Raw genomic sequence first — 15,115 nt, 5'->3', positions numbered from 1 at the left:
GTCATCCCGCAGGGGGTTGAATCCGGGGGCGGTACCGGGGGCCGGGGTAAACCCGCGCGGTACCCGCCGGGTGTACGGGTACGGCCGCTACCGCGCCGGTTGCAGGCGCGGTTCATTCCACGACAGGACGACCGCGCCGCGTCCCGGCCCCTAGGGTCGGGCGGGGGCCCGGTAGCGCGCCGCGGCGCCGCACGAGGAAGGAAGTACGCAGGCAGATGTCGACTCTCGGGGGCGAAGAACCGACCAGCTACGGGCTGAGGCCACCGGTGCCGGCTCCCCGGCCCGTGACGCCCGTCCCGGCGAACCCCTCCGGGCCGGCCGAGCGGGAGACCCGGGCGGCGGACGGGCCGGCGCGACCCGGTGAAGCGGCGGGCAGGCCGGGTGGTACGGGAGCCGGGGAAGGGGCCGGTACGAACTCCGGTGACGCGGCCGGTGCCGAGGCGGGGGCCGGACGGCTGGTCGGTGGGCGGTACAGGCTGCTCGAACGCCTCGGCTCCGGCGGGATGGGAACGGTGTGGCGGGCCCGCGACGAGGTGGTGGAACGTGACGTGGCCGTCAAGGAGCCGAGGGTCCCGGAGCACCTCTCCGCGGCCGAACGGCGGACGGCCTTCCTCCGCATGGAGCGCGAGGCTCGCGCCGCGGCCCGGATCGACCATCCCGCGGTGGTCACCATCCACGACGTGGTGACCGAGGACGGCCGGCCGTGGATCGTGATGGAGCTGCTGCGCGGCAAGTCCCTCGCCGAGGTCCTGGACGAGGGCACGCTGGCACCGCCGGAGGCGGCGAGGATCGGGCTCGCCGTCCTTGACGCCCTGCACGCCGCGCACGAGGCGGGCGTGCTGCACCGGGACGTCAAGCCCGGAAACGTGATGATCGGCCGTCACGAGCGGGTCGTCCTGACCGACTTCGGCATCGCCCTGGTGGAGGGCGAGGAGAAGCTGACCGAGACCGGGGCCTTCATCGGTTCTCCCGAGTACCTCGCCCCCGAGCGGGTGCTGGGCCGGCGTCCCGGCCCCGAGTCCGACCTGTGGTCGCTGGGTGTGATGCTCTATCAGGCGGTCGAAGGCGTCTCGCCGTTCCGGCGCCGGACGACGCCCTCCACCCTGCAGGCGGTCCTCCTCGCCGAGCTGCCGCCGCCGCGGCACTCGGCGGAGATGACCACCCTGATCACCGGCCTGCTGCGGCGGGAGCCGGAAGTCCGTACGACCGCGCAGGCGGCCCGTCCCCTGCTGCGCGCCCTCGCCGCCCCGCCGCCTCGCACGGCGGCCGTGCGCACGCCCACGGTCCTGGCCGAGGCCCCGCCCGCCACCCCGCCCGCCTCGCCCCTCGCGCGGTTGGCCCGCAGCCGCTACGGCATCGCGGCCGCCGCCGCGACGGTCCTCGCGCTGATCGCGGCGACGGTCCTCCTCCTCGGCGGCGACGACGATGCCCCCGAGGGCTGGAGGCGGTACGAGGAGTACCGGATGCACCTGTCCGTCGCGGCACCGGCCGACTGGGAGATCACCGTCGCCGACGATCTGAACAGCACGAACGGCGCCTACCGGGGCACCCGCTACACCGCGCCCAAGGGCGACACCTGGATCCTGGTGGACCGGAAGGCGCAGGCGACCGAGACGCCCCGCGCGATCGCCGAACGGTGGAAGCGGGAACACGAGACGTCCGTACCGCCGTCCGGCGGTTCCGCGCCCGTCACCACGGTCGAATCCACCACCCACCAGGGCCGCGACGCGGCCGTCATCAGCGAGACGTACAGCGCCCCCACCGAGGGCACGCCGCGGCGGATGTACAAGACCCTGATCCTCGTCACCTCCAACCAGGAACGCATCACCCTGGGGGTCGATGTGCCCAGCGGGAAGAACGCGGCCCGGAACCTCGACGACCTCATGGCGAAGGCGCGTGCCGGGCTGAGGATCGACGGCCTGTGACGTCCTCCGTCCCGACCACGACGATCGCCGGGGTCACTCGGGGTCGCGCGCGATGCCCAGGGCCAGCGCCTGCAGGATCGCGTCGGTGGGGACGTCGGGGTCCGTCCGGTCGTACGCCTCCGCGACCGTCTCGAAGGCCAGCAGGAAGCCGTTGATCAGGGCGCTCAGCGGTTCGGAGAGCTGGTTCAGCACGGCGAGACCGACCTCCGCGGGATCCTCGCTGTCGGGGACGAGGAAGTGGGTCGGGATGACCTCGCCGAGCAGGCCGGAGACGTACTCCGTCCCTACGCCACCGCGCAGGGCCGTGAGGGCGGCGATGGCCTTGAGCTGGATCTCGTTCTCGGTCATGTGCCGAGGGTAAGGCCGGAGGATTCGCCGGTTCTCCGGCGCGTCGGCGCGCCACGGGGGGCGGGAGCACGGAGCATCGCGATTCGATGGCGTCGGGGCGGGCACGCGTCCGCACGTCCCCGCCCGGCGGAGGGCGGGGCACCGACGACCGGAGGAGGAGTACACCATGCCGCACCGCTCCGTGCCGCACGTCCTGCCGCGCCCCTGGCGCCGGTGGAAGTGGTGGCAGCGCTGGGGCCGGGACCCGTCGGTGGTGCAGACGCTGCGTTCCACCGCGGCGGCGACGATCTCGTACGTCGTCGCCCTCCAGCTCAGTACGGAACCGGCGCCGCTCACCGCGCCGCTCACGGCGCTGCTGGTCGTCCAGGTCACGCTGTACTCGACGCTGACGACGAGCCTGCGGCGGGTGAACTCGGTCGTCGTGGGCGTGCTCATCGCCATCGCGTTCAGCGCGCTCGTCGGCCTCACCTGGTGGAGCCTCGCCCTCGTCATCCTGGCGTCGCTCGTCGTCGGCCGGTTCGTGCGGGTGGAGGAGTTCGTCCCCGAGGTGGCGATCAGCGCGATGCTGGTCCTCGGTGTCACGCAGGTCGCCGACACCGCGTGGGACCGGGTCCTGGAGACGCTGATCGGCGCGGTCGTGGGCCTGCTCTTCAACGTCGTACTCGTCCCGCCGGTCTGGGTGGACACCGCCGGGGACTCGATCGGGGACCTGGCCCGCCGGATGCGCCGGTTGCTCCTGGACATCGGGGAGGAGCTCGCCGACCCGGACGCGCGGCCGGAGCCGGCCCCGGTGCCGGAGGCGGCCCCGCCCCTCGCCTCCGTGGAGCGGGCCGCGGCGCGGCTGCACGAGGCACGGCGCCTGGACAACGACGTCGCCGATGTCGACGGGGCGCTCCGGCAGGCGGAGGACAGCCTCCGGCTGAACCCGCGCGTGAAGGAGGGCCTGCTGCACAGGATCGTGCTGCGCACCGGACTCGACACCCTGGAGATCTGCGCCGTCGTGCTGCGCGTCCTCGCCCGTTCCCTGACGGACCTCGCGAAGGAACGGGACGGAGCCGCGCTCGTACGCCGCGAGACCGGTCTCGCCCTGCGGGAGACGCTGCGGCACCTCGCGGACACCCTCGTGAGCTTCGCCGACCTCGTCACCTCGCATTCGAGCGCGGGCGCGGAGACGGCGGAGGACCGGCTCGGCGAGGACCTGGCGGCGGCCCGCGTCGCCCGTGACCACACCGCCGGGCTGCTGGAGAGCGAGGCGGCGCACGATCCGCGGCGCTGGCAGCTCTACGGCGCGCTGCTCGCCGAGATCGACCGCGTCCTGGACGAACTCGATCCCGACCACCGCGGCCGCCGCCTCCTGGAGGAACTGGACCGGCACACGCGGGAGCGTGCGGAGCGGCGGCGCCGCGTCACCTCCTTCGCGGCCCGGGCGCGCCGTACGTCATGACCGCGGGGGCCGTTCCGGCCGGCCCCGGGAGGCCGGGCGGGACGGCGAGGCCGCAAGGAGCCGTGCCGGGTTCACGGTCGAGGACCAGATGCCGCGCCTGCGGGAGCTGGACACGGGGGTCCGCGCGGAGGGGCCGTTCGTGGCGCACTCCGCGCGGACCCTGATCGAGGCCCGCAGGCCCTCCGTTCCGGCGGCGTAGGTCAGCCGGCGGTGGGGGTCCAGCCGCCGAGCCAGTGCGCGGTGTCCTGGACGGCGGCCTGGGCGTCCGTCAGGTGGGGCCGTTCGCCGCCGGCCGGTCCGGCGCCGGGGCCGCTGTTGCGGTACTCGGCGAAGCGGTCGGACTTCCACGAGAAGCCGCCCATGTCCGTCCACGGAGTGGCCTTGACGGCGGCGCCGAGCACACTGTCGCGGACCGTGGTCTGCGGGTCGAGCGTGGCGTCGCCGCCCGCGTGCCAGGGGCGTCCGAGGAAGAAGCTCGCGGCGGTGACGTCGCCGTTCACCGTGGAGCGGGTGATGAGGAAGCCGTTGCGTCCGGCGGGGGTGCTCGGCGCGGTGACGTATCCGGCGGAGGTGCCGTCCCAGCGCTTCTTGACGGTGAGGACCGACCGGTCGATGACGGCCGTGGCCCGGCCGAAGACGAAGTCGACGTTGCCGATGACGTAGGAGTTGGTGACGTACACGCGGCCGGTCCTGTCCCGGGCGGCGGAGTCGAGGAGGAGGGTGTCCTGGTCCCCGCTGACGATGAGGCCGTCGAGGAGGATCCGGTCGGCGGCGGTGCGCAGGGCCACCGCCTGGTGGCCGCTGATGTGCTGGTTGCGGGCCTCGTCGAAGTCGTTGGAGATGCTGAGGTTGCGGGCCTGGAAGTCGTCGGCCTCGACGGAGACGGTTGCGCTGCCGCCGGTGCCGTACGTCCCCGAGCCGTCGGGCCTGGGCGTGCCGGAGGCGTGGCCCTCGACGATGAGGGTGTCCTTGCGGCTGCCGCCGGTGCCCTCGATCGTGATGTGCGGCTTGTTCGAGGGGACCTTGACGGTCTCGCGGTAGACGCCGGGCTTGACGCGGATCACGACGCGGGAGGTGTTGCCGGCCGGTACGGCGTCGACGGCCTGCTGCACGGTGGTGTAGGCGGCGCTGCCGTCCTTGGCGACGGTCAGAGTCGTCGTGGCCGGGGACGCGGCGGCTGTGGTGGTCCCGATGGAACCGCGGGGTCCGGCGCCGGCCTTGAGCAGAGCGGGGACGGCGGCCGCCGGGTCGGGGGTGTAGGGGTAGTACGCCCTCGGGTCGAAGGCGGTGCCGCCGCTCTCGTTGCGGCCGCTCGTGCCGGAGAAGACGTTTCCGCGCTGGACGAGGCCGGCGGCGGCGTCCTTGATCACGGGGTTGTTCATGCCCTGGAAGTAGCTGTTCTCCAGGAGCATCCGGGTCTTTCCGCGGGCGTAGTTGCCGTAGGCCGAGGTGATGGCGGTGCCGGGGTCGTCCTGGAGGTAGTTGTTGTAGAGGTGGGCGTGGGCCACGTTGTCCGTGGACGGGTTGCGCTGTTCGGTCTCGCGGAACCAGTTGTGGTGCAGGGTGAGGTCGGCCGTGACGTTCTCCGTCCAGCCGATGCCGAAGGTCTTGTTGTTGTTGCCGAGGCGGTTCCAGGACACGGTGACGTACGTGGTGTCCTTGCGGCTGTCGATGAGGCCGTCGGCCATGTGCCGCAGGTCGTTGTGGTCGATCCACACGTGGTGCGCGCCGTCCATCTGGACGGCGTCGAAGTCGTGGTCCTTGTCGTTCCAGACGCCCTGGTACGCGTCCCGGATCGTCAGGTTCCGGATGATGACGTTGTGGACGCCGGGGCCGAGGAAGAAGCCGCCGCCGACGATGTGGCCCGAGGTGCCCGAGCCGACGATGGTCTTGTCGGAGGCGACCTTGATCTCCTTGCCCACGGGGTTCATCGTGATCGTCCCGGCCACGACGATGACGTACGGCTCGGGCGCCGTGGCGTACTTCTCGAGGTCGGCGAGGGTCCGTACGGTCACCGTCGCACCGTCGCGACCGCCGTACGTGCCCTTCTGGCCGAGGGCGTCGACGGACGCGAAGCCGTCGGCGGCGGCCCGCGCCCAGGCGGGAGCGGTGGCGGCGCCGGCGCGGGGGCGGGCGTCCGCGCCGAACAGGTCGAAGGCCGTCCCGTAGGCCAGGATCCCTGCGGCGGCGAGGACGGCGGGTACACCGATCACCAGAGCCTTTCCGCGCCTGCGGTGCCTCGCCCTGCTGCGGGTCTCACTCACGTCGTGCTTCCTTCCGTATGTGGGGGGTGCTGCCCGCGCCGTTGCGGGCGGGCACCCCGTAGTCGCCGCAGCGCCGTGGAAGGTTGCCGCCGTGCGCCCCCTTTCTTGATCGGTCCCGGCCGGACCAGGGGGACCCGCCGGTCAGGCGTACGGATCGAAGGGGATGCCGGCCGGCTTCGCCTTGGCGAGGTGGGCGGCGAAGTTCCCGTCCTTGAGGCCGAAGACCGCGCTGCCGAAGTCGGCCTGGGTGAGCTTCTCGCGGACGCCTGCGGGGTAGCCGTTCCAGCCGACCAGGCTGGGGAACTGCCAGGTGTGCTGGTGGTTCTCGGGCGGTTCGTCGTTGGAGTTCGCCGGACGGAAGCAGTGGGTGCCGATGCCGTCCTTGTGGTAGACGACCTTCGGATGGGTGCCGTCCCAGCGGATGCGATCGCGGCCGTAGATGTCGAAGTTCCCGTGGGCGGAGGTGGAGACGTACTGCGCCTGGTCGTTCTGCACCCAGACCACGACGTGTTCCCAGTCGTGGCGGTGTCCGCCGAGGCTGCTGCCGGCCACCGCCTGGTCCTTCTCGAAGTAGAGGCCGTAGAGGATGGCGCACCAGCCGTTGTTGCACTTCGCGCGCGCGTACCCGTTGGTGTTGGTGAGGTCCGAGGCGTCGTGGCACTGGCCGTTGAGCGCGCCGGACGGGTTGAGGCCGCCGTTGAGCGTCCCGTCGGGGCCGATCGCGGGGGTGGGGTAGCAGCCGTCCGTGTCGTAGTCGTACGCCGGCTGGAAGGTCTGCTCCAGGCCGTCGGCGTTGCCGGGCAGGGCGGCGGGCGGCGCGGCGAGCGCGCTGCCCGGCAGGGCGATGATGAGGGCGAGGGCTCCGGCGAGGGCGAGCGCGCCCCTGGTGGCGTACGCCTGTGTCTTCACTGCGTCCCCCTGGGTCGGTGGGCATGGGCCGACCGAATATTGACATGCACATCCCAGATAGGCGAGAGCGCGGGAGCCACCGGGGCAAGCCTTCACCCGGCCGCCACCCCCGGTTGGCCATCCCCGCGCGCGCCCCTACCTCAGCGCGGCCGCGACCAGACGGCGGAGCTCCTCCGCCGGGACGCTCCCGCCGTTGACCAGACGGTCGAAGACCAGGCCGTCCACGCAGGTGAGCAGGGTGACCGTGCGCTCGCGGGCGTCCGCGAGGCCCTGGCCGGCGAGGAAGTCCTCGACGGACCGCCGGGCCGCGTTGTCGCGCGGCACGAGGATCTCCCGCAGCTCGGGGTGGTGGACGCTCTCCAGGGCGCACGCGTAGCGCGCGAGGGAGCGGCGGCGCCCTTCCCCGGTGAGCCGGAGACCGGCGAACGCCGTAAGCCCGGCGACGAGTTCCTCGGCGTCGCGGGGCGTCCCGGTCCGCCGCCCCGCCTCCTCGATCTCGGCCTGGTCGCGCTCGACGAGGCGGAGCACGAGGGCGGACAGGAGCGCCTGGCGGGTGCGGTGGTACGCGGAGGTGGTACCTGGCGGCAGGCCGGCGGCCCGGTCGACGGCGCGGTGGGTGAGCCCGCGCATGCCGTGCTCGGCGAGGACGTCGATGGCGGTGTCGGCGAGGAGGGCGCGGCGGGCGGCGGCGGAGTCGGTGGCGGGCATCCCCCCTTTCTACACCTGTAGAGAGCAGGAGTACGGTTCTTCTACAGCTGTAGAAGAACCGTACAGAGGGGTGTTCGGCATGGACGGCGGGAACGCGGTGGTCGTGGGTGGCGGGATCGGCGGCCTCGCGGCGGCGATCGGACTGCGGCGGGCCGGATGGGAGGTGACCGTCCTGGAGCGCGCCGCCACCCTCGGCGACGCCGGCGCGGGCATCTCCCTGCACGCCAACGGCATGCGCGCCCTGGACGCGCTGGGGGTCGGCGCGGGGATACGGGAGGCAGCCCGGCCCCAGTACACCGGCGGCACGCGCGTGCCGGGCGGCGGCTGGCTGTCCCGGATGGACGGGGCGGCGCTGGAGCGGGCGCTCGGCACCCCCATCGTCGGGATCCCCCGCGCCGCACTGCACAGGCTGCTGCGCGCGGCGCTCCCCGCCGGGTCCCTGACGGTCGGGGCCGAGGTGACCTCCCTCGACCTGGCCGCTCGGGGCCGGGTGGGGGTGGTCACCCGGGAGGGGGTACGGGAAGCGGACCTGGTGGTGGCCGCCGACGGGGTGAACAGCGCCCTCCGGGGTCTGCTGTTCCCGGGCCATCCGGGTCCGGTGTACAGCGGGTCCACCGTCCTGCGCGCCCTCACCGACTCCCCCGTGTCGCCGGGCTCCGACTTCGAGCTGACATGGGGCCGGGGCGCCGAGTTCGGGCACATCGCCCTCGCCGACGGGCGGGCCGAGTGGCACGCCGTGCTCAACTCCCGGCCGGGCGTGCGCCATTCGGATTCCCTGGAGGTGCTGCGCCGGCGTTTCCGGGACTGGCACGAGCCGATTCCGGCCCTCCTCGCGGCGACCCGTCCCGAGGCCGTCCTCCACCACGACATCCACGAACTGGCCGCTCCCCTGCCGTCCTTCGTCGCGGGCCGGGTCGCCCTGCTCGGTGACGCGGCCCACGCCATGACGCCACATCTCGGGCAGGGCGCCTGCCAGGCCCTGGAGGACGCGGTGTCGCTGGCCGCCGCGCTGGCCACCGCGTCCGGCGTCGACGCGGCCCTGGCCCGGTACGACGCGGAGCGGCGCCCGCGCAGCCAGTCCGTCGCCCGCGCCGCCCGCCAGGCCGGCCGGATGGGGCAGCGGCTCTCGCACCCCGTCGCCGTCTCCGTACGCAACGCGGCTCTGCGGTGGGCGCCGGACGGCGTGACGCTGCGCGCCATCCTGCGGCACGCCGACTGGACACCGCCGAGCCTGGAGCGGAGAACCGCCTGAACGCGGAGCGGGCCGGAGAAACGCTTAGACGATACGTATCGTCTCGCCTACAGTGGTCGTCATGCCCACCACTTCCGCTTCCCCCGCGCACATCGCCATGTTCTCCATCGCCGCCCACGGGCACGTGAACCCGAGTCTGGAGGTCATCCGTGAGCTCGTCGCCCGGGGCCACCGCGTAAGTTACGCCGTCCCCGCTTCCTTCGCCGCGAAGGTCGCGGAGACCGGGGCCACGCCGGTCGTCTACACCTCCACGCTGCCGACCGACGACGACCCGGACGCCTGGGGCACCGAACTGATCGACAACCTCGAACCGTTCCTCGCCGACGCGATGCAGGCGCTGCCGCAGCTCGCCAAGGCCTTCGACGAGGACCGGCCGGACCTCGTGCTCCACGACATCACCGCCTACCCGGCCCCCGTCCTCGCCCACGCCTGGGGCGTCCCGGCCGTCTCGCTGTGGCCGAACCTGGTGCCGTGGGAGGGGTACGAGGAAGAGGTCGCCGAGCCGATGTTCGCCGAGCTCAAGGCCTCGCCGCGCGGCAAGGCCTACTACGCGCGCTTCGAGGAGTGGCTCGCCCGGCACGGGGTGGACACCGACCCGGACCGGTTCGTCGCCCGCCCGCGCCGGGCGCTCGTCCTCATCCCCCGGGCTCTCCAGCCGCACGCCGACCGGGTCGACGAGTCCGTCTACACCTTCGTCGGCGCCTGCCAGGGGGCCCGTGCCGAGCAGGGCGGTTGGCAGCGGCCGGAGGGGGCCGGGAAGGTGGTCCTGGTCTCGCTCGGGTCCGCCTTCACCAAGCAGCCCGGCTTCTACCGGGACTGCGCCGAGGCCTTCGCCGGCCTGCCGGACTGGCACGTCGTGCTGCAGATCGGCAGGTTCGTCGACCCGGCCGAACTCGGCGAGCTGCCGCCCAACGTCGAAGTGCACACGTGGGTACCCCAGTTGGCGATTCTCCGGCAGGCAGACGCATTCATCACCCACGCGGGCGCGGGCGGCAGCCAGGAGGGCCTCGCGACCGCCACGCCCATGGTCGCCGTGCCGCAGGCCGTCGACCAGTTCGGGAACGCCGACATGCTCCAGTCCCTGGGCGTGGCCCGGCACCTGCCCATGGAAGAGGCCGCCCCCGAGCGTCTGCGGGAGGCCGTGCTCGCCCTGACCGGCGACCCCGAAGTGGCGCGCCGGGCACGGGAGATCCAGGATTCGATGGCCCGCGAGGGCGGCACGGCCCGCGCCGCCGACCTGATCGAGGCGGAACTCGCCTGACGTGACCCGCCCCCCCTCGCCGGGCGACGCGTCCGGCGGGGGGGGCGGGTCACGCCCTTCGCCGCCCACCGGCGCGAGTACGGTGTGTGTCACCTTCGACACGCACCGTCACCCTGTCGGGTGCCGGGGACCGACCGCACACAAAGGAGATCTCGATGGCGATTCTGGTGAAGGCCGAGCTGGCGGGTGTGACGACCGATCAGTACGACGCCCTGAACAGCAAGCTCCAGGCGCTGCCCGGCAACCCCTTCGAGGGCTGTCTGTCTCATGTCTGCGTCCCGACCGACTCGGGCCTGGTGATCCACGACCTGTGGGAGTCGGAGGAGGCCATGCAGAAGTTCATGGGCGTCGTGATGCCGGTGGCCCAGGAGATGGGCCTGCCCCAGGGTTCCCAGCCCGAGGTCCACCCGGTCCACGCCTACTGGACGCCGTGAGCGGAAGCCGCCGGAGGGCCTGGGGCGAGGCGTAGGGTCATGTCATGTCCAAGACCGAGATCGACCGGGTGACCGCCGAGTTCTACGGTGCGTTCGACAACCGGGGCGGCAAGGCCCCGGACGTGGACCGGATCCGGCGGCTCGTCCTGCCCCAGGGCGTCATCGTCTGCACGGCGCCCACGTTCACCGCGTACTCCGTGGAGGAGTTCGTCCTGCCACGTGAGCGCCTGCTCTCCGAAGGACGGCTCGTCGACTTCTCCGAGTGGGAGACCTCCGAGGAGACGCGGATCGAGGGAGACATCGCCTCCCGGTTCGGCACCTACCGCAAGTCCGGGTTCCTCGATGGACAGCCCTACGAGGGCGAGGGCACCAAGACGATCCAGTTCGTCCGTACGCCTGAGGGCTGGCGGATCGCGGCCCTCTCCTGGTTCGACAAGCCGTGACCCGGGCGGCGGCCCGTCAGCCCTCCGCACGAGGAGGGGGGACGGGCCGTCTCCTTCGGACCACGGCTCCCGCGCCCGGTCCGCACGGCGTTTGAGTACGGGCACGCGCCCGGCGGTTGAGTACGGATGCTCATGTCCGGGCCGTGGGGTCCCGGGACGATGAATCCGTCACCGTTCCGCCTCGGCTCCAGGGGGCCTCCCGTGCTCAGCCGTATCGCCGCCCACGTCGTCCCCTTCTTCGGGCGGCTGACCGTCACCTCGGACCCCGGGTCCCGTGTCGAGCCGGGCAGCATCCTCGTCGTGAACCACACGTCCCTCGCCGACCCGGCGCTGGTACTCGCCGCGCTCCGCAGGTGCCTGGCCGTCGAGCCCGTCCTGCTCGCCACCGCCGGACTCTGGCGGGTCCCGGTCCTCGGCCGGGCGCTGACCCGCGAGGGGCACGTCCCCGTCCACCGCAACTCGGCGCGCGCGGCGGCGGCCCTGGACCACGCGGCGGTCGCGCTCGCCTCGGGGCGGCACGTGATGCTGTACGCGGAGGGGCGCATCCCGCCGCGCCGGGACGCCGCCGAGAACCCGCCCGAGATGTTCCGCAGCGGCCTCGCGCGGCTGGCCAGGGACACGGGCGCGCCGGTCGTGCCGATCGGCCAGGCAGGGGCCCGGCGGATCACCTCGGGCGGGCGGGCGAAGCAGCTCGCCGGAGTGCTCACCGCCCCCGTCCGCAGGCCCGGCCTGCACGTCCACATCGGCACGCCGCTGCGCCTGCCCGACGACGTGGCCGCCGCGACGCGCCTCGCGCACGGGGCCGTCACCGAGGCGTGGCGGACCGCGGCAGGGGCCCTGGGCGAACCGGCGGCCCTCGGCGACTAAGGACCGGCGACCGTGCCGCGTACGAGGGGGCGGCGGGACTGAATCCATTCGTCAGGCGATCCCACCCTCCGCCCGCGCCTTCTCGACCGCGTCCGCGTCCGCCAGCAGGAACAGCACGGGCGAGAGGGCGAGTTCGAGGGCTGCCAGCGCCAGCTGGAACCAGTGCGGCCGGCCCTCGACGGCGAGGGAGAGCAGTCTCCCGAGCGCCCCCAGCAGAAACGCGGCGGTGAGGCCGCGCACGGCCGCGGCGGGGATCGGCGACTGCCTCGCCGCCCAGAGCCAGGCGAGCCCGTAACCGGCGAAGATCGCGCCGAGGAACCGGCCGAGGCTGTCGATCGTCGGCCCGGCCGACGCGGCGCCCGGAATCGCGGCGTTGCCCAGCAGGACGTGGAGGAGTCCGATCGCCACGGAGGCGTACCCCATGGCGAGGACGAGCCCCCGAAGTGCCTTGGCTCTGGTCATGTCCGCGACCCCCATCAAGTAGACACGCGTCCAGTAACGGGCGCGGGGGTCAGCGTACGACCGCCTACTGGACACATGTCAAGTAACATGGCGGAGTGCCTCCCCGCAGACGCCTCAGCCCCGCCGAACGCCGCGCCCAGCTCCTGGACGTGGCCGCCCGCCTCTTCGCGGCGCTGCCGTACGACGAGGTGCGCATGGAGGAGGTCGCCGAGCAGGCCGGGGTCTCCCGCGCGCTGCTCTACCAGCACTTCCCCGGCAAGCGCGACCTCTTCGCCGCGCTCTACCAGGAGGTCTCCGCGCAGCTGCTCGCGAAGACGCGGCTGGACCCCGCCGACACCCTGGTCGAACAGCTGGTGCAGGGTCTCGACGCGCACATCGGGTACTTCGCGGCGCACCGCAACACGGTCCTCGCGGCGAACCGCGTGCTGGCCGGCGACCGTCTCGTCCAGACGATCATCCACGACGAACTCGACGCCCTGCGGGAACGCCTGCTCGGGGTGATGCCGCCGGTCGAGGACCGGACCCGGGCCGCCGTGTCGGGTGTCCTGAAGAGCTGGCTGGTCTTCGTGCAGGTGCTGTGCGTGGACTGGCTGACGCACGAGACCTGCACGGCCGCCGAACTCCGCGATGTGTGCGTCGGCGCGGTCGTGGGGGCCCTCCGGCCCCTTCTCGACGAGGACCCGGCCCCCGACTGCCCGCGCTGACCCGGGGGCGACCCCGCGTCGCCCCTCAGAAGACCGACAGGCCCGTGATGGTCGTGAAGCGGTCGAGCGCGGTCACGCCCGCCACCGAGTTGCCCCGGCTGTCCAGGCCGGGACTCCAGACGCACAGGGTGCAGCGGCCCGGGACGACGGCGACGACCGCCCCGCCGACGCCGCTCTTGCCGGGGAGCCCGACCCGGTAGGCGAAGTCACCGGCCGCGTCGTAGGTGCCGCAGGTGAGCATGACGGCGTTGACCTGCTTGGCCTGGCTGCGGGTCAGCAGGCGGCTTCCGTCGGCGCGCAGCCCGTGCCGGGCGAGGAAGCCGGTGGCGAGGGCCAGGTCGCCACAGGATGCCTCAAGGGAGCACTGGCGGAAGTACTCGCGCAGCAGGGCGGGGACGGGGCCCGTGATGTTGCCGTAGGAGGCCATGAAGTGGGCGAGGGCCGCGTTGCGGTCGCCGTGGGCCGCTTCGGAGGCGGCGACGTCGGCGTCGAAGGCGAGGTCGGGGTTGCCGCTCTCGGCGCGCAGGAAGGCGAGCAGGCTCCCGGAGGCGTCGCCGGTCAGGCGGTGCAGCCGGTCGGTGACGACGAGGGCACCGGCGTTGATGAACGGGTTGCGCGGGATGCCGTTCTCGTACTCCAGCTGGACGAGGGAGTTGAACGGGTCGCCGGAGGGTTCCCGGCCCACGTGGGCCCAGAGCGCGTCGCCCTCTCCGGCGAGGGCCAGCGCGAGGGTGAAGACCTTGGTGACGGACTGTGTGGAGAAGGGGCGGCGCCAGTCCCCCACTCCGTAGACCGTGCCGTCGAGTTCCGCCACGGCCATGCCGAAGTCACGCGGGTCGCCGGCCGCGAGGGCGGGGATGTAGTCGGCCGGGGTGCCCCGGTCGGTCAGCTCCGCGAGTTCCTCGGCGATGCGGTCGAGGACGGGCTGGAAGGAGGTGTGCGTGGTCACGCGCCGCCGCCCCGTGGCAGCCGGCGGGTGGAGGTGCGGGCCGCGGCGGCCAGGCCGAGGTCGCCGTCGGCCGGCTCGGTGAAGTAGCGGGCGACGTCGACCTCCGTGACCTCGGCGAGGGTGGCCGGGGCCCAGCGCGGGGCGCGGTCCTTGTCGACGACCTGGGCGCGGATCCCCTCGACGAGGTCGGGGGTGGCGAGGGCCGCGCGGGAGACCCGGTACTCCAGGTCGAGTGCCTCCTCCAGCGTGGTGAGGGCACGGGAGCGGCGAAGCGTGGCCAGGGTCGCCTTGAGGGCGGACGGGGACCGCGCGAGGAGGGTCTCGGCCGCCTCCTTGGCGGCGGGCACTCCGGTGTCGAAGAGTCGCTCGACGATCTCCTCGACGGTCGGGGCGGTGTAGCAGGCGTCGATCCACTCCCGCTGCTCGGCGAGGACGCCCGCGGGCGGCGCTGCGGCGTGCCGGGCGAGGGCCTCCTCCGCCGGGAGGTCCGTCAGGTCGCGGGCGAGGGCGGGCAGTTCGGCGGACGGTACGAAGGCGTCGGCGAGGCCCGTGAGGATCGCGTCGGCGGCGCCGGCGTGCCCTCCGGTGAGGGCGAGGTGGGTGCCCAGTTCGCCGGGGGCGCGGCCGAGGAGGTACGTGCCGCCGACGTCGGGGACGAACCCGATGCCGGTCTCGGGCATGGCGACCCGGGAGCGTTCGGTGACGACGCGGACGGAGCCGTGCGCGGAGACGCCGACGCCGCCGCCCATCACGATGCCGTCCATGAGGGCGACGTAGGGCTTCGGGTAGTGGGAGATGCGGGCGTTGAGCCGGTACTCGTCCCGCCAGAAGGCCGCGGAGGCGGAGCCGCCGGCGCGCGCGTCGTCGTGGATGGCACGGATGTCGCCGCCGGCGCAGAGACCGCGCTCCCCGGCGCCTTCGATGACGACGGTGGTGACGGCCGGGTCGTGTTCCCACGCGGTGAGCGCGGCGTCGACGGCGAGGACCATGGCGTGGGTGAGCGCGTTGATGGCGCGGGGCCGGTTCAGGGTGAGGAACCCGGCCCGGCCCTCCGTCCGGAGGAGCACGTCGGGAGTTCCGGTCGGCACGATCACTCGGTCCCTTCGGGTGGCACGGCTCTGTGTCCCGGCCACCGTACCGGGGCG

14 protein-coding genes and 2 pseudogenes are annotated in these 15,115 nt (G+C 73.3%); 9 read left to right on the top strand and 7 right to left on the bottom strand.

Annotated features, from left to right (window positions below):
- Positions 1-215: 215 nt before the first annotated feature.
- A complete protein-coding gene (locus tag ACZ51I_RS13515) occupies positions 216-1,925 on the top strand; it encodes a serine/threonine-protein kinase (protein WP_468874966.1) in 1,710 nt (569 codons plus the stop codon).
- 33 nt (positions 1,926-1,958) lie between these two features.
- Here the strand turns inward: ACZ51I_RS13515 and ACZ51I_RS13510 are convergent, their stop codons facing one another.
- The gene (locus ACZ51I_RS13510) at positions 1,959-2,273 is read right to left on the bottom strand and encodes a hypothetical protein (RefSeq protein WP_468874964.1); all 315 of its coding nucleotides are present in this window, start codon (positions 2,271-2,273) and stop codon (positions 1,959-1,961) included.
- A 166-nt stretch (positions 2,274-2,439) separates the two neighbouring features.
- On the opposite strand from ACZ51I_RS13510, the gene ACZ51I_RS13505 reads away from it, so the two are divergent.
- On the top strand, positions 2,440-3,717 hold the full coding sequence (locus ACZ51I_RS13505) for an FUSC family protein (RefSeq protein ID WP_468874961.1): 1,278 nt from the start codon (positions 2,440-2,442) through the stop codon (positions 3,715-3,717).
- Between the two features lie 67 nt (positions 3,718-3,784).
- A pseudogene (locus ACZ51I_RS13500) lies at positions 3,785-3,916 on the top strand (SAM-dependent methyltransferase); the annotation flags it as partial.
- Between the two features lies 1 nt (position 3,917).
- Here ACZ51I_RS13500 and ACZ51I_RS13495 read toward each other — a convergent pair.
- The 3 genes from ACZ51I_RS13495 to ACZ51I_RS13485 form a co-directional block, all read right to left on the bottom strand.
- Positions 3,918-5,981 carry a pectinesterase family protein gene (locus tag ACZ51I_RS13495; RefSeq protein WP_468874958.1) on the bottom strand — a complete coding sequence of 688 codons (2,064 nt, stop codon included), beginning with the start codon at positions 5,979-5,981 and terminating at the stop codon, positions 3,918-3,920.
- A gap of 141 nt (positions 5,982-6,122) precedes the next feature.
- Positions 6,123-6,890, bottom strand: coding sequence for an NPP1 family protein (locus ACZ51I_RS13490; RefSeq protein ID WP_468874955.1), 768 nt, complete (start codon positions 6,888-6,890; stop codon positions 6,123-6,125).
- Between the two features lie 135 nt (positions 6,891-7,025).
- Positions 7,026-7,598, bottom strand: coding sequence for a TetR/AcrR family transcriptional regulator (locus ACZ51I_RS13485; protein WP_468874952.1), 573 nt, complete (start codon positions 7,596-7,598; stop codon positions 7,026-7,028).
- A 79-nt stretch (positions 7,599-7,677) separates the two neighbouring features.
- Between ACZ51I_RS13485 and ACZ51I_RS13480 the strand changes: the two genes are divergently transcribed.
- From ACZ51I_RS13480 to ACZ51I_RS13460, 5 genes and pseudogenes are all read left to right on the top strand, one after another.
- Positions 7,678-8,850: an FAD-dependent monooxygenase gene (locus ACZ51I_RS13480; RefSeq protein WP_468874949.1), complete on the top strand. Its 1,173-nt coding sequence runs from the start codon at positions 7,678-7,680 to the stop codon at positions 8,848-8,850.
- Between the two features lie 18 nt (positions 8,851-8,868).
- Positions 8,869-10,111, top strand: a pseudogene (gene mgt, locus ACZ51I_RS13475) (macrolide-inactivating glycosyltransferase); the annotation flags it as partial.
- Positions 10,112-10,266: 155 nt separating this feature from the next.
- Positions 10,267-10,545 (top strand): hypothetical protein, encoded by a 279-nt coding sequence (locus tag ACZ51I_RS13470; RefSeq protein ID WP_468874947.1) that lies wholly within the window; start codon positions 10,267-10,269, stop codon positions 10,543-10,545.
- A 44-nt stretch (positions 10,546-10,589) separates the two neighbouring features.
- Positions 10,590-10,988, top strand: a complete 399-nt coding sequence (locus ACZ51I_RS13465; protein WP_468874945.1) for a nuclear transport factor 2 family protein — start codon at positions 10,590-10,592, stop codon at positions 10,986-10,988.
- Positions 10,989-11,189: 201 nt separating this feature from the next.
- Positions 11,190-11,855, top strand: a complete 666-nt coding sequence (locus ACZ51I_RS13460) for a lysophospholipid acyltransferase family protein (RefSeq protein WP_468874942.1) — start codon at positions 11,190-11,192, stop codon at positions 11,853-11,855.
- Between the two features lie 51 nt (positions 11,856-11,906).
- Here ACZ51I_RS13460 and ACZ51I_RS13455 read toward each other — a convergent pair whose 3' ends face one another.
- Entirely contained in the window at positions 11,907-12,317 is a 411-nt protein-coding gene (locus ACZ51I_RS13455; protein ID WP_468874939.1) for a DUF4345 domain-containing protein, read from the bottom strand.
- Positions 12,318-12,412: 95 nt separating this feature from the next.
- Here ACZ51I_RS13455 and ACZ51I_RS13450 point away from each other — a divergent pair, with 95 nt between their 5' ends.
- Positions 12,413-13,021, top strand: coding sequence for a TetR/AcrR family transcriptional regulator (locus ACZ51I_RS13450; protein ID WP_468874937.1), 609 nt, complete (start codon positions 12,413-12,415; stop codon positions 13,019-13,021).
- Between the two features lie 25 nt (positions 13,022-13,046).
- Here the strand turns inward: ACZ51I_RS13450 and ACZ51I_RS13445 are convergent, their stop codons facing one another.
- Together ACZ51I_RS13445 and ACZ51I_RS13440 are read right to left on the bottom strand one after the other, a co-directional pair.
- Positions 13,047-13,970 (bottom strand): glutaminase, encoded by a 924-nt coding sequence (locus tag ACZ51I_RS13445; protein ID WP_468874934.1) that lies wholly within the window; start codon positions 13,968-13,970, stop codon positions 13,047-13,049.
- A complete protein-coding gene (locus ACZ51I_RS13440; protein ID WP_468874932.1) occupies positions 13,967-15,064 on the bottom strand; it encodes an enoyl-CoA hydratase/isomerase family protein in 1,098 nt (365 codons plus the stop codon). The genes ACZ51I_RS13445 and ACZ51I_RS13440 overlap by 4 nt, the downstream gene beginning before the upstream one ends.
- Between the last annotated feature and the right edge of the window lie 51 nt (positions 15,065-15,115).

Source organism: Streptomyces sp. NPDC034084 (genome assembly GCF_055575535.1).
This window is presented reverse-complemented; position numbering and strand designations above follow the sequence as displayed.

Coding starts and splice junctions, on each gene's coding strand:
- ACZ51I_RS13505 (WP_468874961.1), top strand. CDS start 2,440: ATGCCGCACCGCTCCGTGCCGCACGTCCTGCCGCGCCCCTGGCGCCGG.
- ACZ51I_RS13485 (WP_468874952.1), bottom strand. CDS start 7,598: ATGCCCGCCACCGACTCCGCCGCCGCCCGCCGCGCCCTCCTCGCCGAC.
- ACZ51I_RS13480 (WP_468874949.1), top strand. CDS start 7,678: ATGGACGGCGGGAACGCGGTGGTCGTGGGTGGCGGGATCGGCGGCCTC.
- ACZ51I_RS13515 (WP_468874966.1), top strand. CDS start 216: ATGTCGACTCTCGGGGGCGAAGAACCGACCAGCTACGGGCTGAGGCCA.
- ACZ51I_RS13510 (WP_468874964.1), bottom strand. CDS start 2,273: ATGACCGAGAACGAGATCCAGCTCAAGGCCATCGCCGCCCTCACGGCC.
- ACZ51I_RS13455 (WP_468874939.1), bottom strand. CDS start 12,317: ATGACCAGAGCCAAGGCACTTCGGGGGCTCGTCCTCGCCATGGGGTAC.
- ACZ51I_RS13470 (WP_468874947.1), top strand. CDS start 10,267: ATGGCGATTCTGGTGAAGGCCGAGCTGGCGGGTGTGACGACCGATCAG.
- ACZ51I_RS13465 (WP_468874945.1), top strand. CDS start 10,590: ATGTCCAAGACCGAGATCGACCGGGTGACCGCCGAGTTCTACGGTGCG.